The 18,137-nt window shown below is 67.4% G+C and carries 11 protein-coding genes; 6 read left to right on the top strand and 5 right to left on the bottom strand.

Features of this window, described 5'->3' with window-relative positions; all coding sequences use genetic code 11:
- The first annotated feature begins 331 nt into the window (after positions 1-331).
- The 5 genes from J2X45_RS19695 (at position 332) to J2X45_RS19675 (ending at position 9,016) form a co-directional block, all read left to right on the top strand.
- The gene (locus J2X45_RS19695; RefSeq protein WP_310218308.1) at positions 332-2,596 is read left to right on the top strand and encodes a ParB/RepB/Spo0J family partition protein; all 2,265 of its coding nucleotides are present in this window, start codon (positions 332-334) and stop codon (positions 2,594-2,596) included.
- A 173-nt stretch (positions 2,597-2,769) separates the two neighbouring features.
- A complete protein-coding gene (locus tag J2X45_RS19690) occupies positions 2,770-3,063 on the top strand; it encodes a hypothetical protein (RefSeq protein WP_310218307.1) in 294 nt (97 codons plus the stop codon).
- A gap of 607 nt (positions 3,064-3,670) precedes the next feature.
- Positions 3,671-4,426: a type IV secretory system conjugative DNA transfer family protein gene (locus J2X45_RS19685; protein WP_310218366.1), complete on the top strand. Its 756-nt coding sequence runs from the start codon at positions 3,671-3,673 to the stop codon at positions 4,424-4,426.
- An 8-nt stretch (positions 4,427-4,434) separates the two neighbouring features.
- Positions 4,435-4,851 carry a CopG family transcriptional regulator gene (locus J2X45_RS19680; RefSeq protein WP_310218305.1) on the top strand — a complete coding sequence of 139 codons (417 nt, stop codon included), beginning with the start codon at positions 4,435-4,437 and terminating at the stop codon, positions 4,849-4,851.
- A 211-nt stretch (positions 4,852-5,062) separates the two neighbouring features.
- On the top strand, positions 5,063-9,016 hold the full coding sequence (locus J2X45_RS19675) for an ABC transporter ATP-binding protein (RefSeq protein ID WP_310218303.1): 3,954 nt from the start codon (positions 5,063-5,065) through the stop codon (positions 9,014-9,016).
- Positions 9,017-9,065: 49 nt separating this feature from the next.
- Here J2X45_RS19675 and J2X45_RS19670 read toward each other — a convergent pair whose 3' ends face one another.
- Positions 9,066-10,280: a hypothetical protein gene (locus J2X45_RS19670; RefSeq protein ID WP_310218302.1), complete on the bottom strand. Its 1,215-nt coding sequence runs from the start codon at positions 10,278-10,280 to the stop codon at positions 9,066-9,068.
- A 120-nt stretch (positions 10,281-10,400) separates the two neighbouring features.
- Here J2X45_RS19670 and J2X45_RS19665 point away from each other — a divergent pair, with 120 nt between their 5' ends.
- Positions 10,401-11,303: a 3'-5' exonuclease gene (locus tag J2X45_RS19665; RefSeq protein WP_310218300.1), complete on the top strand. Its 903-nt coding sequence runs from the start codon at positions 10,401-10,403 to the stop codon at positions 11,301-11,303.
- Positions 11,304-11,316: 13 nt separating this feature from the next.
- Here the strand turns inward: J2X45_RS19665 and J2X45_RS19660 are convergent, their stop codons facing one another.
- The 4 genes from J2X45_RS19660 to J2X45_RS19645 form a co-directional block, all read right to left on the bottom strand.
- Positions 11,317-14,067, bottom strand: a complete 2,751-nt coding sequence (locus J2X45_RS19660) for a hypothetical protein (RefSeq protein WP_310218298.1) — start codon at positions 14,065-14,067, stop codon at positions 11,317-11,319.
- Positions 14,068-14,164: 97 nt separating this feature from the next.
- The gene (locus J2X45_RS19655; RefSeq protein WP_310218296.1) at positions 14,165-15,316 is read right to left on the bottom strand and encodes a UvrD-helicase domain-containing protein; all 1,152 of its coding nucleotides are present in this window, start codon (positions 15,314-15,316) and stop codon (positions 14,165-14,167) included.
- On the bottom strand, positions 15,316-16,950 hold the full coding sequence (locus tag J2X45_RS19650) for an AAA family ATPase (protein ID WP_310218294.1): 1,635 nt from the start codon (positions 16,948-16,950) through the stop codon (positions 15,316-15,318). The genes J2X45_RS19655 and J2X45_RS19650 overlap by 1 nt, the downstream gene beginning before the upstream one ends.
- A gap of 305 nt (positions 16,951-17,255) precedes the next feature.
- Entirely contained in the window at positions 17,256-17,912 is a 657-nt protein-coding gene (locus J2X45_RS19645; protein WP_310218292.1) for a hypothetical protein, read from the bottom strand.
- Between the last annotated feature and the right edge of the window lie 225 nt (positions 17,913-18,137).

Below are 18,137 nucleotides of genomic sequence, written 5' to 3'. Positions count from 1 at the left end.
GGTTGCGCGCCGCCGCCGCACGCTCGACGCCGCTTCCCGACCGCGCCGGGCGCGGTCTCCTGGCAGGCTTCATGGTCATGAGCGCCCCGCTTTGCGGGTGCGCAAGCGGCCGACCCTGGGTCGGCCTTGGCTTGGGGCTGGCGCCCCCGGCGCGCTTCGGATCGTCTTCCGCCCACCTTCGGGCGTGTCGGCGGGCGGTCTCGTCGCGACGTCGCGCCCTGCAGGCGGGTCCCCGCGAAGACGCCCCTCCGCTTGCACCCCCCGCTCGCCGCTGGGCAGGGTTTGAAGGCGCGCTTTGCGAGCCTGCAAACCCTGACCCAAGGAGACGGACATGACCCCCCAACCAACCCCTGCGACCGTCGCTGACGCTTTGGTCGCCAAGCCCGGCGCCATCAGCGTTCAGTACGGCGAGGTTCGCGATATCCCGCTCAATCGTCTCAAGGCATCGCCCAAGAACGTGCGCCGGGTGGGCCATAGCGCCGAGGTGATCGCCGCGCGCGCCGCTTCGATCCGCCACAAGGGCGTCTTGCAGCCGCTGGTGGTCGAGCCGGAGATCAAGGCGGGGCGCGAGACCGGCTACTATCTGGTCAGCGCCGGGGAGGGACGGCGCCAGGCCTTGCGGCTCTTGGCCAAGCGCAAGGCCCTGGCCAGGGGCGCACTGGTGCGCTGCGTGGTCGATACGGTCAACGATCCTTCCGAGGTGTCGATGGATGAGAATCTCAGCCGCGAGCCGATGCATCCGGCCGACCAGTTCGAGGCCTTCAAGGACCTGGCCGAGCGCAAGGGCTATGGCGCCGAGGAGATCGCCGCCCGGTTCGGGATCAAGCCCGACACCGTGCGCCAGCGCCTGCGCCTGGGCGCGGTCGCCCCAGCCCTGCTGGACCTCTATCGTCAGGAGGCCCTGACCCTGGAGCAGGTCATGGCCTTTGCGGTCAATCCCGATCCTGAGCGCCAATGGCAGGTCTATGAACAGCTCTCGCCGAACGGCCGCCAGCCCTACGCCATCCGCCGAGCCATGACCGACACCAAGGTCGCTTCGGACGACCGCCGGGTGCGGTTCTTAGGGCTTGAGGCCTATGTCGCGGCCGGGGGCGCGGTCTTGCGCGACCTCTTCACCGAGGACGGCGGCGGCTGGGTCGAGGACGTGGGGCTGCTCGACCGGCTGGTGGCTGAAAAGCTCACCGCGCTCGCCCAGGAAGTTCGCGACCGCGAAGGCTGGAAATGGGCCAGCGCCCATCTGGAGCTCCCGCACGGCCATGGCTGTGCGCGTCTCTGGGAACATCCGCTGGAGCGCACGCCAGAGGAGGCCGCTTTGGCAGAGGCGCTCAGGGCCGAAGACGCCGCCCTGACCGCGCAGTGGGCCCAGATCGATCCGCCGCCGCCGGAGGTGGCGGCGCGCTTTGAGGCCATCGCTACGGCGCTGGAGGCGCTGGACCAGGACTATGGTTATACGCCGCAGGAGAAGGCGCGCGCCGGGGTGATGGTGGTGCTCTTGCCCTATGGCGAGGCGCGGATCGACCGGGGCTTTGTGCGCCCCGAGGACGAACCTCGCCCCGAGCCGCCCGATCCGGCGCGCGAGGCGGCGCCCAAGCAGGCGTTCGAGGACGCCGGCTGCGCCGGGGCGGTCGGCGGGGCTGATCCTGACGACCAGGACGGCGCGGGCGCCGGCTCAGGCGAGGGCGCAGGCGACCCCGAAGGCGAGGCGGCCGAGGAGCCCGATGGCGACGCAAGCGCCCCGTTGCCCGAGCGGGTGATCGCCGAACTCACCGCCCATCGCACGGCGGCCTTGCGCGACGCCTTGGCCCAGCACCCTGATCTTGCGCAGCTGGCCCTGGTCCACGCCCTGGTCAGCCGGGTGTTTGCGTTCGGCGCTTCGGCCTCGTGCCTGGATATCCGCTGGGGGTCTCGCAACCTCAAGGACTTTGGCGAAGGGATCGAGGAGAGCCCGGCGGGCCTTGCCATCGCCGAGCGCCACAGGCATTGGGCGCGGCAGGTCCCGGGCGCGCCCGAGGACATATGGGCCTTCGTGGTCGGGCTCGACGGCGACAGCCGCGCCTGTCTCCTGGCCCACTGCGTGAGCCTGACGCTCGATGCGGTGCGGGCCTGGGAGCGCCGTCCCAAGGCGGTGCTGGGCCATGTCGAGGCCCTGGCCACGGCGCTGAACCTGGACATGCTGGCCTATTGGAAGCCCACCGCCGTGCGCTACCTTGGCCGGGTGACCAAGGCCAAGATCATGGCGGCGGTCAGCGAGGGGGTGTCGGCGGTGGCGGCCGAGCGCCTTTCGGGTCTGAAGAAGCCGCAGATGATCGAGGCGGCCGAGCCGCTTTTGGTGGCGGCGGGCTGGCTGCCGCCGGTCCTGCGCACGGCCTGTCCGTGCGCCGAGGTCCCGGCGGATGACGAGGGTCGCGACCGCGCCGATCACCCAGCGATTGCGCCTGAGGCCCACGAGGTGGCCCACGAGGCGTCGCACCACGTCGGCCAGGACGGCGAGGCGGCGCTCGCACCTTGCCTGGACGCGGCCTTGGGCGGCTTGCCGCCCAAGCCGTCCGCCGCCCCTGCGGTTGAGGTCGAAGCCTGGCCTCAAGAGGCCCCGTAGGGCAGGGACGGGCGGCCTTGGGGCCGCCCGTCGGCTTTGAGCGAGAGGCGGCGCGGTCGATCCGTCGGGATCGGCCGCGTCTGGCGTCGGCGCCGGCCTTTTCCTGTGGGCCAAGGTCTGCGGCGTGAGGATCCAAGGCGTGATGGGGCGCGGAATCGACCTATCGCCGCCCGATGACCCAGGACGAAATCGACCCCATCCTTGACGCGATGCAAGCCGCCTTCGAGGCGACCGGCGATGACGGCGAGCGGCCTGGCCTGATCACCTTTGATCGCGACGACTGGGTCGGCGCCAAGCTTGTGACCTGCTGCACCTCACCGGCGCGCGGCATCCGCTGTCGCGGCGTTGAGATCAAGATCGCCAAGGGGCGCCAAACCCGGGTGTGGACGCGCACTGAAGCCCTGGCCATGGGCGAAGACCCTCGCGGGTTCGAAGACCTCAAGCGCCGTGAAGAGGCCGGGGTCTAAAGCCCTTTCCAATCGATCGGATCGCAAAGAGCGCTGATGCAACGGGCGCAACGCCCGGCGGCCCATCCTGAGCCGCGACGTCTTGGCCGTCCCACAAAGGTCCGTCCCGCCAGACCCGCAAGGGCCGCCTGGCCGCTCTTGTCTTCGCGGGGGCTGGCGCTGCGCGGCCTGACCAGAGGGTGGCCGCATCGATGACCACCTGGGCGGCGTTGATCACCGCACCGAACCCTGGGGCGTCCTTTAGGATCGTGCGGCGCATCGTGAGAGGCCAAGCCGGTCTTTAATCGAGGCGGCCCCGAGAGGGGCGCGGCCAAGCAGCGGCGCCTGGTTATGGGCGACTGTCGCGGACTTGTCCGCCATCGGGCGGCTTTGACCGATACGAGCGGGCTGTAACGCTGGCTATCCCTGAGCGGCGGCCGCCAAGCGCGGGGGATCAGGCGCGGTGGGGCAGGGGCCTTTCACCGTGCTGAGCGTGGCGCGCGTCGAGCGCGTCCTCTTCTGGCCGGATCTGACCGGGACCCGTCCGGTCCCGCAACCTTGGCCTTCAAGTTTCTTCCCCTGGGGCCAAAGCGCCCCATTCCTCGCGGGCCAAGAAACCTGAAAAGCCCTGCGGTCCTGCGCAAGGCTGCGGGAGCGCGCCCCTTCTCTTTGGATTTGGGTCTTTTGGGGCGGGCGCGCGCTCTGCGGGCCGGACCTTGAGGTCCCGGTCCAGCGATCGCCATCGAGGCCGCGATCGGCGCGGCCCGGTTCAGATTGGAGAGACCCCCATGTCCACTATCGGCGCCTTTTCTCGACCAATGATGAGCGCACCGCGCGCCGGATCAGCGACAGTCTGGGCACCGCCACCGAGATGCGGGCGATGAAGAACTACGCGGGCAACCGGCTCTCGCCGTGGCTGGGTCACTTGATGGTCAGCCGGCAAGAAACCGCGCGGCCGTTGTTGACGCCCGGCGAGGTGATGCAGCTTCCGGCCCATGAAGCGGTGATCCAGGTCTCCGGTGTGGCGCCGATCCGGGCCACCAAGGTGCGCCACTACCTTGACCCGGCGCTGGCGGGGCGGGTGGCGGCCCCGCCCGGCTCTGTCGCGCCGATCTCGCGCGAGGGGCCAAGCGCGTGGAACGACAAGACCCCGGGATCCGTCCAGGTGGGAGCTGTGTGTCTCGGTCTCGGCGGGGAGGGCGGTCTTCGGATCGAACCTGAGCCAGAACAACAGCCCGATATCGTGGTGGAAGACCAGCCTGAGCGCCCCTTGCTCGACCTGGGCCTCGACGCTGACGATGGGGCCGCCGCGGAACAGGCCGAGCGGTTACGCTCTGTCGCGCGTCAGGCGGCGCTCGACCCTGATGATGGCATTCCCTTGTGAGCGGCGGGATGAAGGTTCAAGCCAAGGTCTTCTTGTCGGGTGACCTGGCGCGGGCGCTGGATGAGCGCGCCCGCCGCACGCGGCGCTCGAAGTCTGAGATCACCCAGGCGGCGCTGGCCGCGTTCCTGTCTCCAGACAGCGGGGAAGCCGCCGAGGCGGCGCTGGTGCGACGGCTGGATCGGATCAATCGTGAGCTGGAACGGCTCGACCGCGACGTGACGATTTCGAACGAAGCTTTGGCGCTGTTGATCAAGGCTTGGCTGACAGCGACGCCAACCCTCAGCGAGACCGATCAGCGGGCCCAGAACGCTAAGGGTCAGCAGCGTTACGCAGGCTTTTTGGACGCGCTGGCGCGGCGGCTGTCGTCGGGGCGGCTTTTGCGAAATGAGGTGCTGGAAGAGCGCGGGGCGAAGGCGGAAGTCTGACTCATCGGCGAACCTCGAAACGTCTGCTTTCGGGCGTTGGTCGCAACGGGGCCAGCAATGAGCAAGCCTGACTTAGTGCCGGCGATGCGGTCAGCAAATGGGTCCCAGTCGACAGGATCTGTGAAATGAGCGCCCAAAGAGTGTTCACCTCGCAAAGGGCCGGTAAGAAGCGACTCGGTCTACCATTGCTCGCTCGAAAAGAGGATGCCGCGTGGCGGAGCCCGAGTCGGTGCACATTCCCGAAGTCGACCTGGCGCGCGAGGCCATGCACGCCATTCGCGGCTATGTTTACCAGCTTTACGCAACGGCCCAGGCATGGGCGCGACTAGGCCCTGACACGACACTACATGTCGAGCGCGGCGGCGACTACATGACAGTTGCCGCCGAGGCGCTCAGCGGGACGGAGGTCAAATCCACCGAGGGGTCGGGCGCGGTCACTCTGCGTTCGCCCGGCGTGGTCACGCTGCTTAGCCGGTACTGGCGCCTGGCCAAGGCCAATCCGGGCCGCGCCACCGACATGATCTATCTGACTACCTCGTCCCCAGGCGTCGAGCAGGGCTCGCCCTTCGGGCTTGGCGTTGCGGGCCTGGACTACTGGCGCAAGGCCGCGGCCCAGGCGTCGCTCGCACCGCTGCGCGCCCTCCTTAGCACCCTCGATCTCGACCCTGAGCTCAAGGCTTTCGTGGCCGAGGCTTCCGACGAAGATGTGCGCGAAAGGCTTCTAAAGCCGATCCGCTTCGCCTGCGGCGCGCCACGTCTGGACGCCCTGGACACCCTCGTCGGCGAAGCCCTGGTCGATGTCGGTGCGCGCTTTGGCCTGGCTCCCAGCGACTGTCGCGATGCAGCGCCCCGGGTGGTGCTGCACCTGATGCGTCTTGCCGCCCAGGACGGCGAGCGCGTCGTGACCCGCGGCCAACTTCATGACCTGCTGGAGCTGGCGGGCACCTCGCGCGTGTCCAACGCCGCTCTCGCCCAGTGGCGCGCCGGCGCGGCCCCGGCCGCCGAGCCCGACCACGGCGCCATCGATGCGCGCGACCTGCCCATCGAGGACCTAGTGGTCGAGCGCGCGGATCTGCTCAACGAGCTCTCGGCGCACCTGGCGGCCGCCGGCGTTCTTTGGCTGACCGGAGCCAGCGGCTTGGGCAAGACAGGCCTGGCCTTGCAGCTGGCGGCTCGCCGCAATGGCCGCTGGTGGGTGGTCGAGTTCGACGCCAAGACTGCTTCGAACCGGATCGCCGACCGTCTGCGCCGGGCGCAACGCCTGACACTGGACCCCGATTTCGGCGGGATCATCCTCGATGACCTGCCCTCGGGCCTGGACCCGCGGGCGGCCGTGGCGTTGCGCCGGCTGGCGCGATCGGCGCAGTTGGCCGACGGTGGTGTGGTGGTGACGGCCTACAATCCGCCCCCGCCAACGCTCGCCCAGCAGCTCGTCCCCGGCGGGGATCCGGCGCGGGAGGCTCCTTACTTCACCGAAGCAGACGTGGCGGCCTACGTGGCCCGCGAAGGCGGCGACCCCGCGCTTTGGGCCGCGCCCACCCACGTCTATTGCGGCGGTGGCCAGCCCCAGTTCGTGGCCGCCCGCATCCAGGGCCTCAAACGCCGAGGCTGGCCGGCTGCGGACCTGACCGAGCGCCTGGGCATGGGCCCGCCCTCGGACGACGTCGAGGCCGAACGCGCGGCCATCCACGCCCGGCTAGTGCGCGAGCTGCCCGACCACGCCAAGACCCTGCTCTACCGCCTGTCTGTGCCCAGCCTGGGGTTCGACCGTCGCCTGGCCCTGGCCACCGCCGCCGTCGCCCCGCCAATCAGCCTGCCCGGCGAGGCCCTGGACATCCTGCTGGGGCCGTGGGTGGAACGGCGCGGTCAGGACCGCATGCGGGTCTCGCCGCTCGTGGCCCAGAGCGGCGCCAATGCCCTGTCCGGAGCCGAACTCCTGGCCGTGCACGCCGCGGTCAGCCAAGATCTGGTTCGCCGCCGACCGCTCGATCCGCGCACGCTGGATCAGCTGATGATCTCGGCCCTGATCGCGAAGGACCCCGAAGCTCTCGCCGGTCTGGCGACGGCCGTGATCAGGGCCGACTGGGAGACCCAAAGACTTCTCGCCGATCTTCTGCTGGGTCTGCGGTTCCTGACCCTCAACAAGCTGATCCTGCCCGACAGCCCGCGCGTCTCATGGCTCGTACGGATAGCTCAGCTGAGGTTGTGCACCCGCAGCGGCCCGCCCGCGCAGGCGCTCGCCGTCTACCGCCGCTGCTTGGTGGAACTGGACGGCGCCCCTGACGCCGAAGCCGATCCCTTCCGCAAGGCGGCCATCAACACCGTGTTGCTGATGCCTGGCAATCCGATGCCGACGGTGGAGTGGTTCGACCTGGTGAGGGGGTTCGAGGGCGCGCCGGTGACGGACGCCCCTGAGTCCAACGGGATCGCGCCCACCGAAGACCAGGCCCAGATGCTGTTCCTCTGGCGCGCCAACTACGTCGCGTCCGTCGGCGAGCTTGAAGAGATCTTCGAGGTTCTGGACAGAGCCGCGCCGGAGGTTCGGGCCCACTACCTGGCCGCGTTCGCCGATCCGGCCACCGGCCTTCGCAGCCTCGTCCAGCCGGCCTGGGTGCATGAGTCGAGCCAAGCGGGCTTCGCGCCGGTCCAAATCGCTGGACGCTACGAAGCGCTGCAGGCGATCGCCGAGCGCTGGAACACGCCCGATCTCGTGGTCGAGTGCGCCTGCAGCCGGATCGTGCTACTAGCCGAATACGCCGGCGAACCGGAGGCGGCCCTTGCGCTGCTCGACGCTGCCGAGCCCCGATTCCCAGACCATCCCCGCCTGCAGCGCGAACGCACCAAGTTGCTGATCCGCTCGGGCGACCATGCGCAGGCCGCCCCCATCCTCGAGAAGGTGCTGACCCGAACCGTCGACTCCGATGTCGTCGAACGTTTCCACATCCTGCGCGACCTGGCCGTCAGCGCCGCCAAGGACGGAGACCTGCCCCTGGCGGCCACGCGCTTTTCCGAGGCCGCCCTGACGGCCGAACGCGGTCCGACCTTACGCGACATCGCCGCGGCCCTGCACGCCGACCTCGCCGTGGTTCAGCTTCGCCTAGGGCAAGCCATGTCGGCCGGCCAGAGCCTCGTGCGGGCCACCGAGCTGATCGAGACGGTCGATCCCGACGAACCCGAGAAGCAGTACCGACTGCGCGGCGTGGCCGGCGCGGCCGCCTGGGTCTGGAGCATGCTCTGCGGCGGCGCGCAGAACATCCCCGACCATGGCGTGGCCAGCGGCCCGATTCCCGAGCCTCCGTGGCCAGGGATCCGCATCACCCCGCTGCTGCTCTGGTACCAGATGCGTCAAGTCGAGCGGGTCCTGGCCGTCGACCTCGGCGCCAAGGCCCGCCTCGACGAACACCGCGCCCAAGGCGTGTCGCCCTATTTCGAAGGCATGGAGCTGCGCGAGTCGCTGTCTTTCGCCATCGGCCAGGTCGACCTGGAGACATTCCTGGACCTACTGTCGCCCTATTGCCGCGACACCGCCGCCAAGGTGGCGTTGCCCGCCGCCGCCGAGGACCGGGTAACGGCCATCGTCGCCGAGCCGCCTTGGGCGGCGTTCGTGCTGGACCTGTCGGAAAACGCCCAGTTCGTCGCCGGCCGCGTGGCGGTGACCTCATTCGCGATGCGTGCGGCGGCTGAAGGCCGCTGGGATACCCTCGAGCGCCTAGGCGCACGCTTGGCCGCCGATCCGGCCACGGCCGTTCTCATCCCTTTCGTGGCCCTACGCCCCGGCGACCTTCAGACCCTCCTCAACGACGACCACGGCCTGGTCCCTGCGCTGGCGGTGCTGTTCGGCCCGGATCCGGCGGTTCCCGACGAGAACATGCTGCTGGCCGCCTGTCTGAGGGTCCAGGAGTGGTTGCAGGTGAGCGCCTTCATCGAAGTGGTCGGCCCCCAGATCGGCAAGGCCTCGGCCAATCTCTGGCGTAGGCGCGTGGAGACCGGCGCCTTCGCCCTGAAAAATCCCCGGGTGCATGGCCCGGCTATCCTCGCCGCCGCCGCCAAGGTCGAGACCAGCGCCGACCATGCCCGGCTGATCCTCGCGGCCGCGCCCGCCGTGGCGCTCAGGGTGCCGGAAACGCTCATTGAAGCCCTTCGAGCAGCCGCCAACACCCCATGACGCCCACCCGCGAAAGCCTGTCAGGACTCTGGTCGCCCCAGACCCGCGCTCAGTCCTCCAGCACACTGGCAGCCCAAGCCTGCCCGCCGATCGATGGGCTGCCGCTGTCCCAGCCCGAGGCTTGCCACAAATCCTCCAACAGCGGCTCCAACTCGTCGACCTTGGGCGCCCCCAGGTCCTGGATCAGGGTCGGCCCCAAGGCTAGGAACGGCGTCCCTAGCTTCCGGCCGCCGGGGCGCGCGCGGATCAGTCGGACATGCTCGGCGCCCTCGAAGGTCAGGCTCATCACTGCCGGCCCCGAAAGTCCCAGACCCCGATAGAGCTCGCCCGACCGGCGCAGCGACGCGAGGATCCAGCGTTCCAGCGCCACGCCTTCCACCGCGTATTCGAAGACGAAGGCGTCCGGCTCCGCTAGCGCCTTGGTCCACTCGAGATGACCGGGCTGGACCAGCCGCGTCGCCCAGCTCGCCTCGGGATTGGGCTTGCCGGCCACGGCCTGAGGCGGTTCGTGCGACAGCCATTGACCCAGGCTGGTGGACTCCTCGACCAAGGCTGTCAGCGAAGGTGCCATCAGGGCGCGCGCCGTCCGGACGGCGGCCTTGTCCAGACGCGCCCCGGCCTTGGCCGCGAGCGGCAGGACATCGATCACCGCCTTGGGCCGCGTGACCGCCACACCCGATCCCATCATTGCCCGCTTGTTCTGAAACGCGGCCATCAGGGCGAGCGCCTCGTCCGGCCGGTCATCCGCCCGGCCTCGGCCCGCGGCCACGAGCAGGGTTTCCAGGGCCAGCGACAGAGCCTCCGCAAGCCCCGCCCGGGCCCGCCGCCGGTCGCCGTCGCTTATCCCGTCTGCGGCGTCATAACGGATCGGAAAGCGCAGGTGACGCAGGTCGAACGGCAGCTGCTCGGGCGCGCCGAAGGCGGTGTTCATCACCAGCAGCACCTTCCGGGGCCCCTTGGCCTTCAGCGCATAGCCATACTCGATCAGGACGTTGGGATTGGGCGAGACCTTGCCGCCCGACGTCTCGGCGACGAAGGTCAGGTCGGCCAGGAAGACATCGCATGCGTCGATCTTTTGCAGGATGGTCTCGCTGACGGGCGGCGTACCGGGCACGCCCTGGGTGTCGGAATCGATGCGGATTTCCGCCCCGTGGCGCTCGCCCACAGTCGCGGCGGCCGCCTTCAGCGCCTTGGCGATGAAGTGGCGGCACAGCGCCGATGAGCGGTCGGACTGCCAGGCGTAGAAGACGGTGAACGGCGGCAAGCTTGACCTCCAGGGACCCCGCAGGCTGCCACAGTCGCGCGGCAGCAGTCATCAACTAGACCCAGCTCTCCTGATCTTCGCCGGTATGGCAGGATCGTTCGACGATTCTCCCGGACGCCCATGCCCGACGCCCCGCCAGATCTCGCCGCCCTGGACGCCATGGCCGCCCAGCTGGAAGCCAGCGGCCGCTACCGCCTGCTGCGCCGGTTCGAGGCGTGCACCCTGCATCCGGTGGCTGATCCCACAACACTCAAGCGCGGCATCTATCTCGATACAGAGACCACGGGCGTCGACGGCCGCCGCGACGAGATCCTCGAGTTGGCCATGGTGCCGTTCGACTACGATCCCGACGGTCGGCTTTGCGCCGTCCACCACCCGTTCGTGGCCCTCAACCAGCCGACCAACCCGATCCTGCCGGAGATCACCAAGATCACCGGCATCACCGACGCGATGGTCGCCGGCCACGCCATCGATCCTGAAAAGGTCGGCGCCTTCATCGCTGAGGCGGTGATCGTCATCGCCCACAACGCCGCGTTCGACCGCCTGTTCGCCGAGCGTCTCACCGACGCCTTCAAGGCCAAGGGCTGGGCCTGCTCGATGAGCCAGGTCGATTGGAAAGGGGAGGGATTCGAGGGGACCAAGCTTTCCTACTTGGCCGGACAGTGCGGCTTCTTCTTCGACGGGCACCGCGCCGAGAACGACTGCCTGGCGGGCCTGGAGATCCTGGGCCGGCAGCTCAGCGACGGCCGCACGGCCCTTGCCCACCTGCTGGACGCCGCCCGCGCCCCCACTTGGCGCATCGTGGCCGAAGGCTCCCCCTACAATCTCAAGGACAAGCTGAAAACCCGCGGCTACCGCTGGAACGGCGATGAGGCCGCCGGCCCAAAGGCCTGGTACACCGACGTCGCCGACGTCGACCGCGAGGCTGAACTCCTCTTCCTGACCCAGGAGATCTATGGCTACGATCCGGGCCTGACCCCCAGGCGGATCACGGCCTTCGAGCGGTTCTCCGAACGGGCCTGAGCTATTTCGCTCGTCATCCGCCCGCAACGCCCTCGGGTGCCACGACGTCGCCTGCCTGCGATCCGTTCTGCAGCCGATCGGCCAGCCTGCGGGCCTCGACCGTCTTCTGGCTGGCCGCGATCGCCTTCTCCAAGTCCTCCAGGGCATTGGGATCTTGGAGCGCGAAGCGGATGTCATAACGCAATTCAAGGAATTCGCTGCGGAAGTGCTCGGCCTTGAGACGGGCAAGGGCGGAGTCGATTTGAAGCAGAGCTCCGTCGGGATCGCCCAGGGCCAGGCGGGTGCGGGCCAACAAGCGCTCGACCCATTCCGGGTCGCGCTCGACCAGCAACGGAAGCAGCAGCGACTCGGCCTCGGATGTTCGCCCCATGTCGATGAGCAATTCAGCGCGCCGTTGGGTGTTGAACCCGTCGGGCCTGACCATGGCCTCGTAGAACCGCAGCGCCGTCGCCCGTAGCTCCGCAGCGTCCGCTCCCGGAATCCGCGCCGCCTCGGCGTAGATTTCGGCCCATGCGAAACGGTCGCCATCGGACCCGAGCCCCTCGAGCACCGGGGCGGGCAACTGGCTGAAGATCTCGCTGAACAGGGCCGGCATCTCGGTTGAGATGAACCGGCCCAGCGGCGCGAAGGCGCGCGGACCCTGGCCGACCCCTTGGTTCGAAGCCGCGACGATCGTGTCTTTGATCGCCTCGGCATGACGGGCGATGATGTCGTTGCGCCAACGTCCGTCGCCCGCGGGCAACCGCTCGATGAGGCCCAGGATCACCGAGTAGGTCACCTCCTCGCCGGCGGCCCAGCGCGCGAAAACGGTATCGACCAGGGCGATGACCTCGACGGCCTTGTCCGGCTTGGACCGGTAGATGGCAACGAGCTGCAGGCGGGCCTCGTCCATCGGATAGGGTCCGGCCAGGACGGCCTCGAACCGCTCGGCGGCCTCGTCGGACTTGAACAGGCGCTTGAGGGCCTTGCCTTCATGATGCTGAATCTGCGCCTGTTCCCGTGTCGTCAGACCCGGCAGTCGCGCCAGAGCCTCGAACACCAGCATGCGCTCGGTAAGCCGCTCGCGGGACACCCTGGCGCCGTCATGTTTATCGAGCAGAAAGAGCTGTTCCACCGCCTCAATCACCGTGATGACCGCCAGCGGCCCTCGAGGGCCTTCGGCAAGCTTGGCGACCGCGGCGACGGGGTCGCCGACAAGGGCGCGCCGCACCTCGTCCGGCTCCCAGACGGCCAGCAGGCCATATAGACACGGCCCTTCGTCGACGCCGGCGGCCGCCATCGCCTCCAGCTTGGGCATCATGGCCCGAACCAGCGTCCACAGCCGCAGGCCGGGTTCGTCGGCGACCTTGACGATGAACGCCTGGACGGCGCGATCGAGATGGGCCGATCGCGCCGTGTCGCACCAGTCCAGACTGTTCAGGGCGGCGAACACCACGTCGTGCAATCGGATCAGTCCGCCGCGATCGACGCTCGTCAGGCCGAACGCCTTGAGGTTCCGCACGCCGACGTGCCCGACCTCTTCGATCAGGAAGGCGCTGTCGATGGCTGGCAGCTGCGCCCAGAGGAAGACCGACAGTTCGTGCTGCAGCTGGGCTTTCAGGCGCCCAAGCAGACGATCGACAAGGCGAACGCCGTCCTCATCGAGGATTTTCCCGACCGCGCGGCAGTCTTCGGCCAGATCGTCCCAGGACACGCCCGAGCGCGCGGCGGCCCGAAGCAGGCTCAAGCCAAGCGGGTAGCCGTTGACGCTTCTCCATATGACGTCGAACACCGCCGGAGGGCAGGGTGCGCCCGGCGCATCCAGCATGGCGCGCGCCTCGACCTCGGTCAGCAGTGGCGGCATATATGCGTCTGGCGGAGCCAAGCGGCGGGTGAGGATCACATGGGAGCCCTCGCCGCAATATTTAGCCAGCACGTCCAGGGCCAGATCCTGACGGGCGTCATCAATGATCAGGAGGCACCCGCCCGCCTCCAGCAGCGCGGCGATGTTGCGGGGATCGCCGGCCCGGACCAATGGAAAGGCCCGCAAGCTCTCGGCCCGCTTGACGTCCTCGCCATCGAGCCAGATGCGGATCTGAAAAGCGCCACGGTGCGCCTCGGCATAGGTCATGGCCGCGATGGTCTTACCTAGCCCGCCCATGCCCGACACCGTCAACACCGGCTGGACGGCCAACCGAGCGACGATCTGGGCGTCGACGTCCGGCCGCGACAGGATGTCGGCCGGTAGGGTCGGCACCAGAGCGGCGGCGACCTCCTCGTCGACGATGCGCTGAAGATCGGCCAAATACGGGGCAAGGCGACCGACAGCCTGCTCGTCGCCCAGGAGATGATCGACGATCTCGGTCGCCAGTTCCTCGCTGCCCAGCACCGACAGGGTCTTGCCCGCCATATCCGGCCAGGTCTGTGCCCGTGCCTTGAAGTCGGAGACCTTCTGGGGACCGGCCCGTTCGCCGGCCACGAGATAGATCTGGGTAGCGGCTGGCCGGTCTGTAAGGACTTTGCGCAGGTCGCCCTCGGCCTTGGCCATCGCCCCGTCGAAATAGCCGCGCCGGTCCGAATATTCGACCGCGACGGCGCCGTCGTCCCCTTCGCTGTCGACGACGCCGGCGACCGGATAGCCGCGCAGGTTCACCCCGGCGTGCGTTAGCCGCACGTATGATCGGGCGGCCATGATGATGCCCGCGAACCGCTCGAATTCAGGCCCGACGTGCTCGACGCCGCGCGCGAGGACTTCGATGAGGGCGGCGCGGCGCTTGACGTGCATCGGGCGGGGACCAGCGGAAGAGAACGGGCATACTACCTAGCGCCATGCCGCCACGCCAAGTTGCGCCGCGCCTCCAACGGCTGAGCGGCGCGGCGGCTTAGGCGGGCGGCGCGCGCTCATAGAGCGCGAAACCATCGGGCAGAGGCTTGGCGCCCCAGTCCGCCACGATGGCCACACTGTGGCGCGCACGGGTCAGGGCAACGTAGAACTTCGCGCGAGTCATGGGCTTGAGCTTGGTCGCCCGATCCGCCAGCCACAGTCGCATGTCCTCGGTTGGCAGGATGACGACATGGTCAAAGCCGCGCCCTTTCGACTCGCCGAAGTTCATGGCCGGCGCGGCCGGATCGACCCCAGCGCTGGTGATCTTGTCGCGCAGCTGCATCGGCTGCACATGCGCCATGTAGTGGGCGTAGTCGGCCTTGCGGAGAATGTAGAGACCCGCTCCAGGCGGCGGAGGAGCCCGGCAGTCTGCGCAGGCGCAGGCCTGGCTCGCGGTCAGGTCGGGGTAAAGACCCGACGAAAGAGCACAGATCGCGTCGCTGTTGCGATGCGACCGGTTCAGGGTCGCCTCGTCGATTTCCATCGCGAGCTTCTTGGGGAGCTCTTGCCTAAGAAAGGCGACGATCTTGCCGTCGCGGTACTTGGCGTAGCGGGCTTCGTGGTGGGTCAGGTAGGTGACCTGCCGCGGGTCGCCGACCATTAGTAGTCGAGCCGGGCTCCTTGCCAAGGCGCCGAGAATGTCCAGGTCATAGCCGGCGAGGTCCTGGACCTCGTCGACGAAGATGTTGGGGAAGACGCGCGCGATCCGGTCGATCACCGCGCCGCCACTTTTCTCGTTGCAGCGGACAACGAGCTTGGGAAGCTTGTCCGAATAAACCCGTCCGGCCGGGTCGAAAAAGTGGCTCTCGAGGACGTCTTCGCCCCAGAAGACCGGGTAGCCCTGATTGTTCTTGTATCTCAGGCCCGACTGGGTGGAGACCAACTGCATGCCGGTGACGGGGAACTCGAACAAGCCCCCCTGGAAAGGCTTGACCCCATGGGTGATGAGGAAGCTGAACCAGGTCATGATCACCACGTTGGGCGGGACATGACCGATCCGCTCGAAGAACTTCAGCCGGATCTCCGCCTCGTTGGACTCGGTGTAGGTGGTGATCAGCACCCGCTGATCCTTGATCGCCACCGCGGTGTCGACCAGGTAGGTGGTCTTGCCCGACCCGGCGGCCGCGACGACGATCTTGTTGCCGCCCATCACAGGCCGATCGCCTTGGTTATGTAGTCTGGATACTTGATCTTGGTCTTCGAGCCGAAGATCGCCAAGGCGGTCTCGGTCTTGGCGCCTCGCATGTGCAGCCGCAGTTCGTCATCGGTCTGGGTCAGCACCCCCAGAATAGGGTTCAGGGTTGCCCGGTCGTTGGCCTTGAGGAGCTTGGGCTCCAAGGTGTTGTAGTTGTAGGGCTTGCCCTTGATCTCCAGGGGGCCGGTGTCCACGACAGGGTCGTAGCAGAGCTTGACGGTCTTGCTGTCCTCGTAGGCGGTGTACTTCTTGGCGACCGCCGCTGCATCGCCATCGTTGTCGGTCACCACGGCGACCGGGATCTTCAGCGTCTCGGCCAGTTCCAGGAAGCGAAGGAACGCGGTGCCGACGGAGATAACGTCGATCCCGTCCTGGATTGGGAGCCGGCCGGCGTGGGCGTCCATATAGGCGCGCTGGACGACCAGCTCGTCGGAATCGCCCTCCACCAGGATCGCCTTCTTCGCCAGCGCCAGGCGCAAGGTGTCGTAGCCCGCCAGCTTTTTGAAGAAGTCGCTGGCCTTGAGCTCCGAGATCCGCGCCACCGCGCCGTCGCGCAGAACGATCAGGTGATCCAGACCCAGCTTGTTGGCGACGAAGCTGCTGTGGGTGGAGATGATAATCTGCTTTTGACCGTGCTCGTCGGTCAGATCGGCGATCAGTTCGTTAAGCCGGGCATGCGAGAGATGGTTTTCTGGTTCCTCCAGCAGGATCGCCGTGGCCTCGGCGTTCTTCTTGGCGCTGAGCGCCAGCTTGGTCTTGATGACGCATTGCTCGCCCTTGCCGATGTATTGGAAGGGCACCTTGTCAATGTAGGTCATCAGGCTGCTCTCCCAGGCGGTCTGGGACGACAGGTCCACCGAGATACTGACCTTCTTCTGACTGATCTTGGCGGCCTTGGTGATCCGCTGGTTGATCAGGCCGAGATTCGGATCGGCCACGAACGCTTCCTTGAGCTTGCGGTGGGCCTGCGAAATCGATGCGCGCTCTGCCTCCTCCAGCACGTCGCGGATGATCCGCGAGACATAGAGGTCCGAGCCGTTCTGAAGGCGGCTGCTGGAGGAGTCGATCAGCGCGGACTTGATTGGAATGTTCCGAGCTGTGAGCCTCTTGCGTGCAAACGACGTGGTTGTCGCGTCGTAGTATTCGATCGGAATGGACGTCAGCTCGCCGGTCTTCACCAGGGCCTCGTAAGCGTCCTTGTAGTTGTCTTCGTCGAACGCGATCTTGTAGATCACGCCGCTGGCTTTGATCTTCTCCGAGTTGCCGTTGCCCTCCAGCTCGGCCAACTCGGGACCCTCGCCCGCGAAGAACAGCTCGATGGTTATTGCGGGAGGTGGCAACGGCGCGCCGGTGGACAGACTCTCCACATAGCGGTCCTGAGCGGCCAGATTGAAGAGGTAGCTGGTCAAGTCGTGACGTAGCGGCCGCCCATGGAGGAGGCCGGTGAGCGCCAAGTGGATGGCCTCGAGGATCGTGGTCTTTCCGGACTCGTTGGTGCCAACGATGACGTTGAGGCCCGCGTTCAGGTCGAGGGTGAAGGTCTCGTCGTAGCACTTGAAGTGGCTGATCTTGACCTTGCTGATCCGCATTGCCCCCTCCTGGCCTTGCACGGCGTCGCGCCGATCTCTTGATTCGCAGTATAGAGGACCTGCGGTTGGCGACGCGAACCCGGCACCGCCCGCAACCTGGCATGAGTAAGCTCCAGGACGGTCGCTACTCTGCGGGTCGATCCGTTCCGCCAACCGACCGACGTCATCGACCACTTCGAAGAGCCCCGAGCGAGATTCTCGATGGATCCCTGCCGGTGGCTTGTGGAGTCGCACAGCGACTTTAACGGCAGTCGATCGACCGTCTGAAAGCTTCAGTCGCCCCCAAAGTCCATATCCGTCGCCATCTACGGCGTGTAGATCGTGCCGTGACGGGCGACATAGGCGTCCAGAGCGCCACGCCAAGTATCGTTGTCCGTCAAGCTCGACCGGATCACCCGAAGATCGCCCCAACCCTCAATCGCTTTCAGCACCGCGCGAGTGCTCTCGAATAGCGCTTGGTGGACGAATGGGCTGATGATCACGCGATCGATCATAGCTCGATGAAGCGGGGCGGGGAGGACTGCTCGCGGCTCGACCGTGTAGCCCAATAGGCGGAACTCGCGCTCGTCCCGGAAACCTTCCCGCTTTAGAAACGGCAGACGGTGGATGTCGTCTGCCTCAAGCGTACCCACCTGCGTCAGCCGCACATACTCCACTGGCTTGGCCTTGAAATGCATCCTCCCGTCGAAGATCTCTTCGAATGCCGCGCGCTTGAAGACCACGCAGACACCGGCCGAGCCGCCCGCGAAAATCTCCCAATGATGGAAGGTTTCTGGAGCCTCTGTCAGGCACATGGCCCCGACGAAGCCGTAGTGAAGCGTCTCTTGGTAGAGGCGAAGCGCGTGGCGGTCATTGGCGTCGACCCAGTGGGCGTACCCGCCCAAGACGATCTGTTGCCGGACTAGCATGTCGATCAAGCTTGGCAGGCTCGTGTAGCGACGCAGAAGGTCAGAGTTTTCCATCGCTGATCGATAGCTTAGCCGCGAGGCATGGCAAGGCGGCCTGATCCTAGTGCGTCATCATCAGCGAGTTATCCGCTTGCGGCACCACGTCGCCAATGTCCGGCTTCTGGAGGCATGCCAACGGCAGCTCATGTTTAGGTTTCTTGGACGCCCGCCAGGCGCGGCGATGGGTTTGCCCCCGCAGGCGGGTGTCTGAGAAAGCTCAAAGTCTGACCCGCGGGATGG

The organism is Caulobacter sp. BE264, assembly GCF_031457805.1.
Lineage (GTDB): Bacteria > Pseudomonadota > Alphaproteobacteria > Caulobacterales > Caulobacteraceae > Caulobacter.
Note: the sequence above shows the minus strand (reverse complement) of the source record. Positions and strands in the feature narration are given on the sequence as shown.

Excerpts from the sequence above, each read along its gene's own strand:
- J2X45_RS19690 (WP_310218307.1), top strand. The coding sequence starts at position 2,770 with ATGACCCAGGACGAAATCGACCCCATCCTTGACGCGATGCAAGCCGCC.
- J2X45_RS19695 (WP_310218308.1), top strand. The coding sequence starts at position 332 with ATGACCCCCCAACCAACCCCTGCGACCGTCGCTGACGCTTTGGTCGCC.
- J2X45_RS19650 (WP_310218294.1), bottom strand. The coding sequence starts at position 16,950 with ATGCGGATCAGCAAGGTCAAGATCAGCCACTTCAAGTGCTACGACGAG.
- J2X45_RS19660 (WP_310218298.1), bottom strand. The coding sequence starts at position 14,067 with ATGCACGTCAAGCGCCGCGCCGCCCTCATCGAAGTCCTCGCGCGCGGC.
- J2X45_RS19645 (WP_310218292.1), bottom strand. The coding sequence starts at position 17,912 with ATGGAAAACTCTGACCTTCTGCGTCGCTACACGAGCCTGCCAAGCTTG.
- J2X45_RS19655 (WP_310218296.1), bottom strand. The coding sequence starts at position 15,316 with ATGGGCGGCAACAAGATCGTCGTCGCGGCCGCCGGGTCGGGCAAGACC.
- J2X45_RS19665 (WP_310218300.1), top strand. The coding sequence starts at position 10,401 with ATGCCCGACGCCCCGCCAGATCTCGCCGCCCTGGACGCCATGGCCGCC.
- J2X45_RS19680 (WP_310218305.1), top strand. The coding sequence starts at position 4,435 with ATGAAGGTTCAAGCCAAGGTCTTCTTGTCGGGTGACCTGGCGCGGGCG.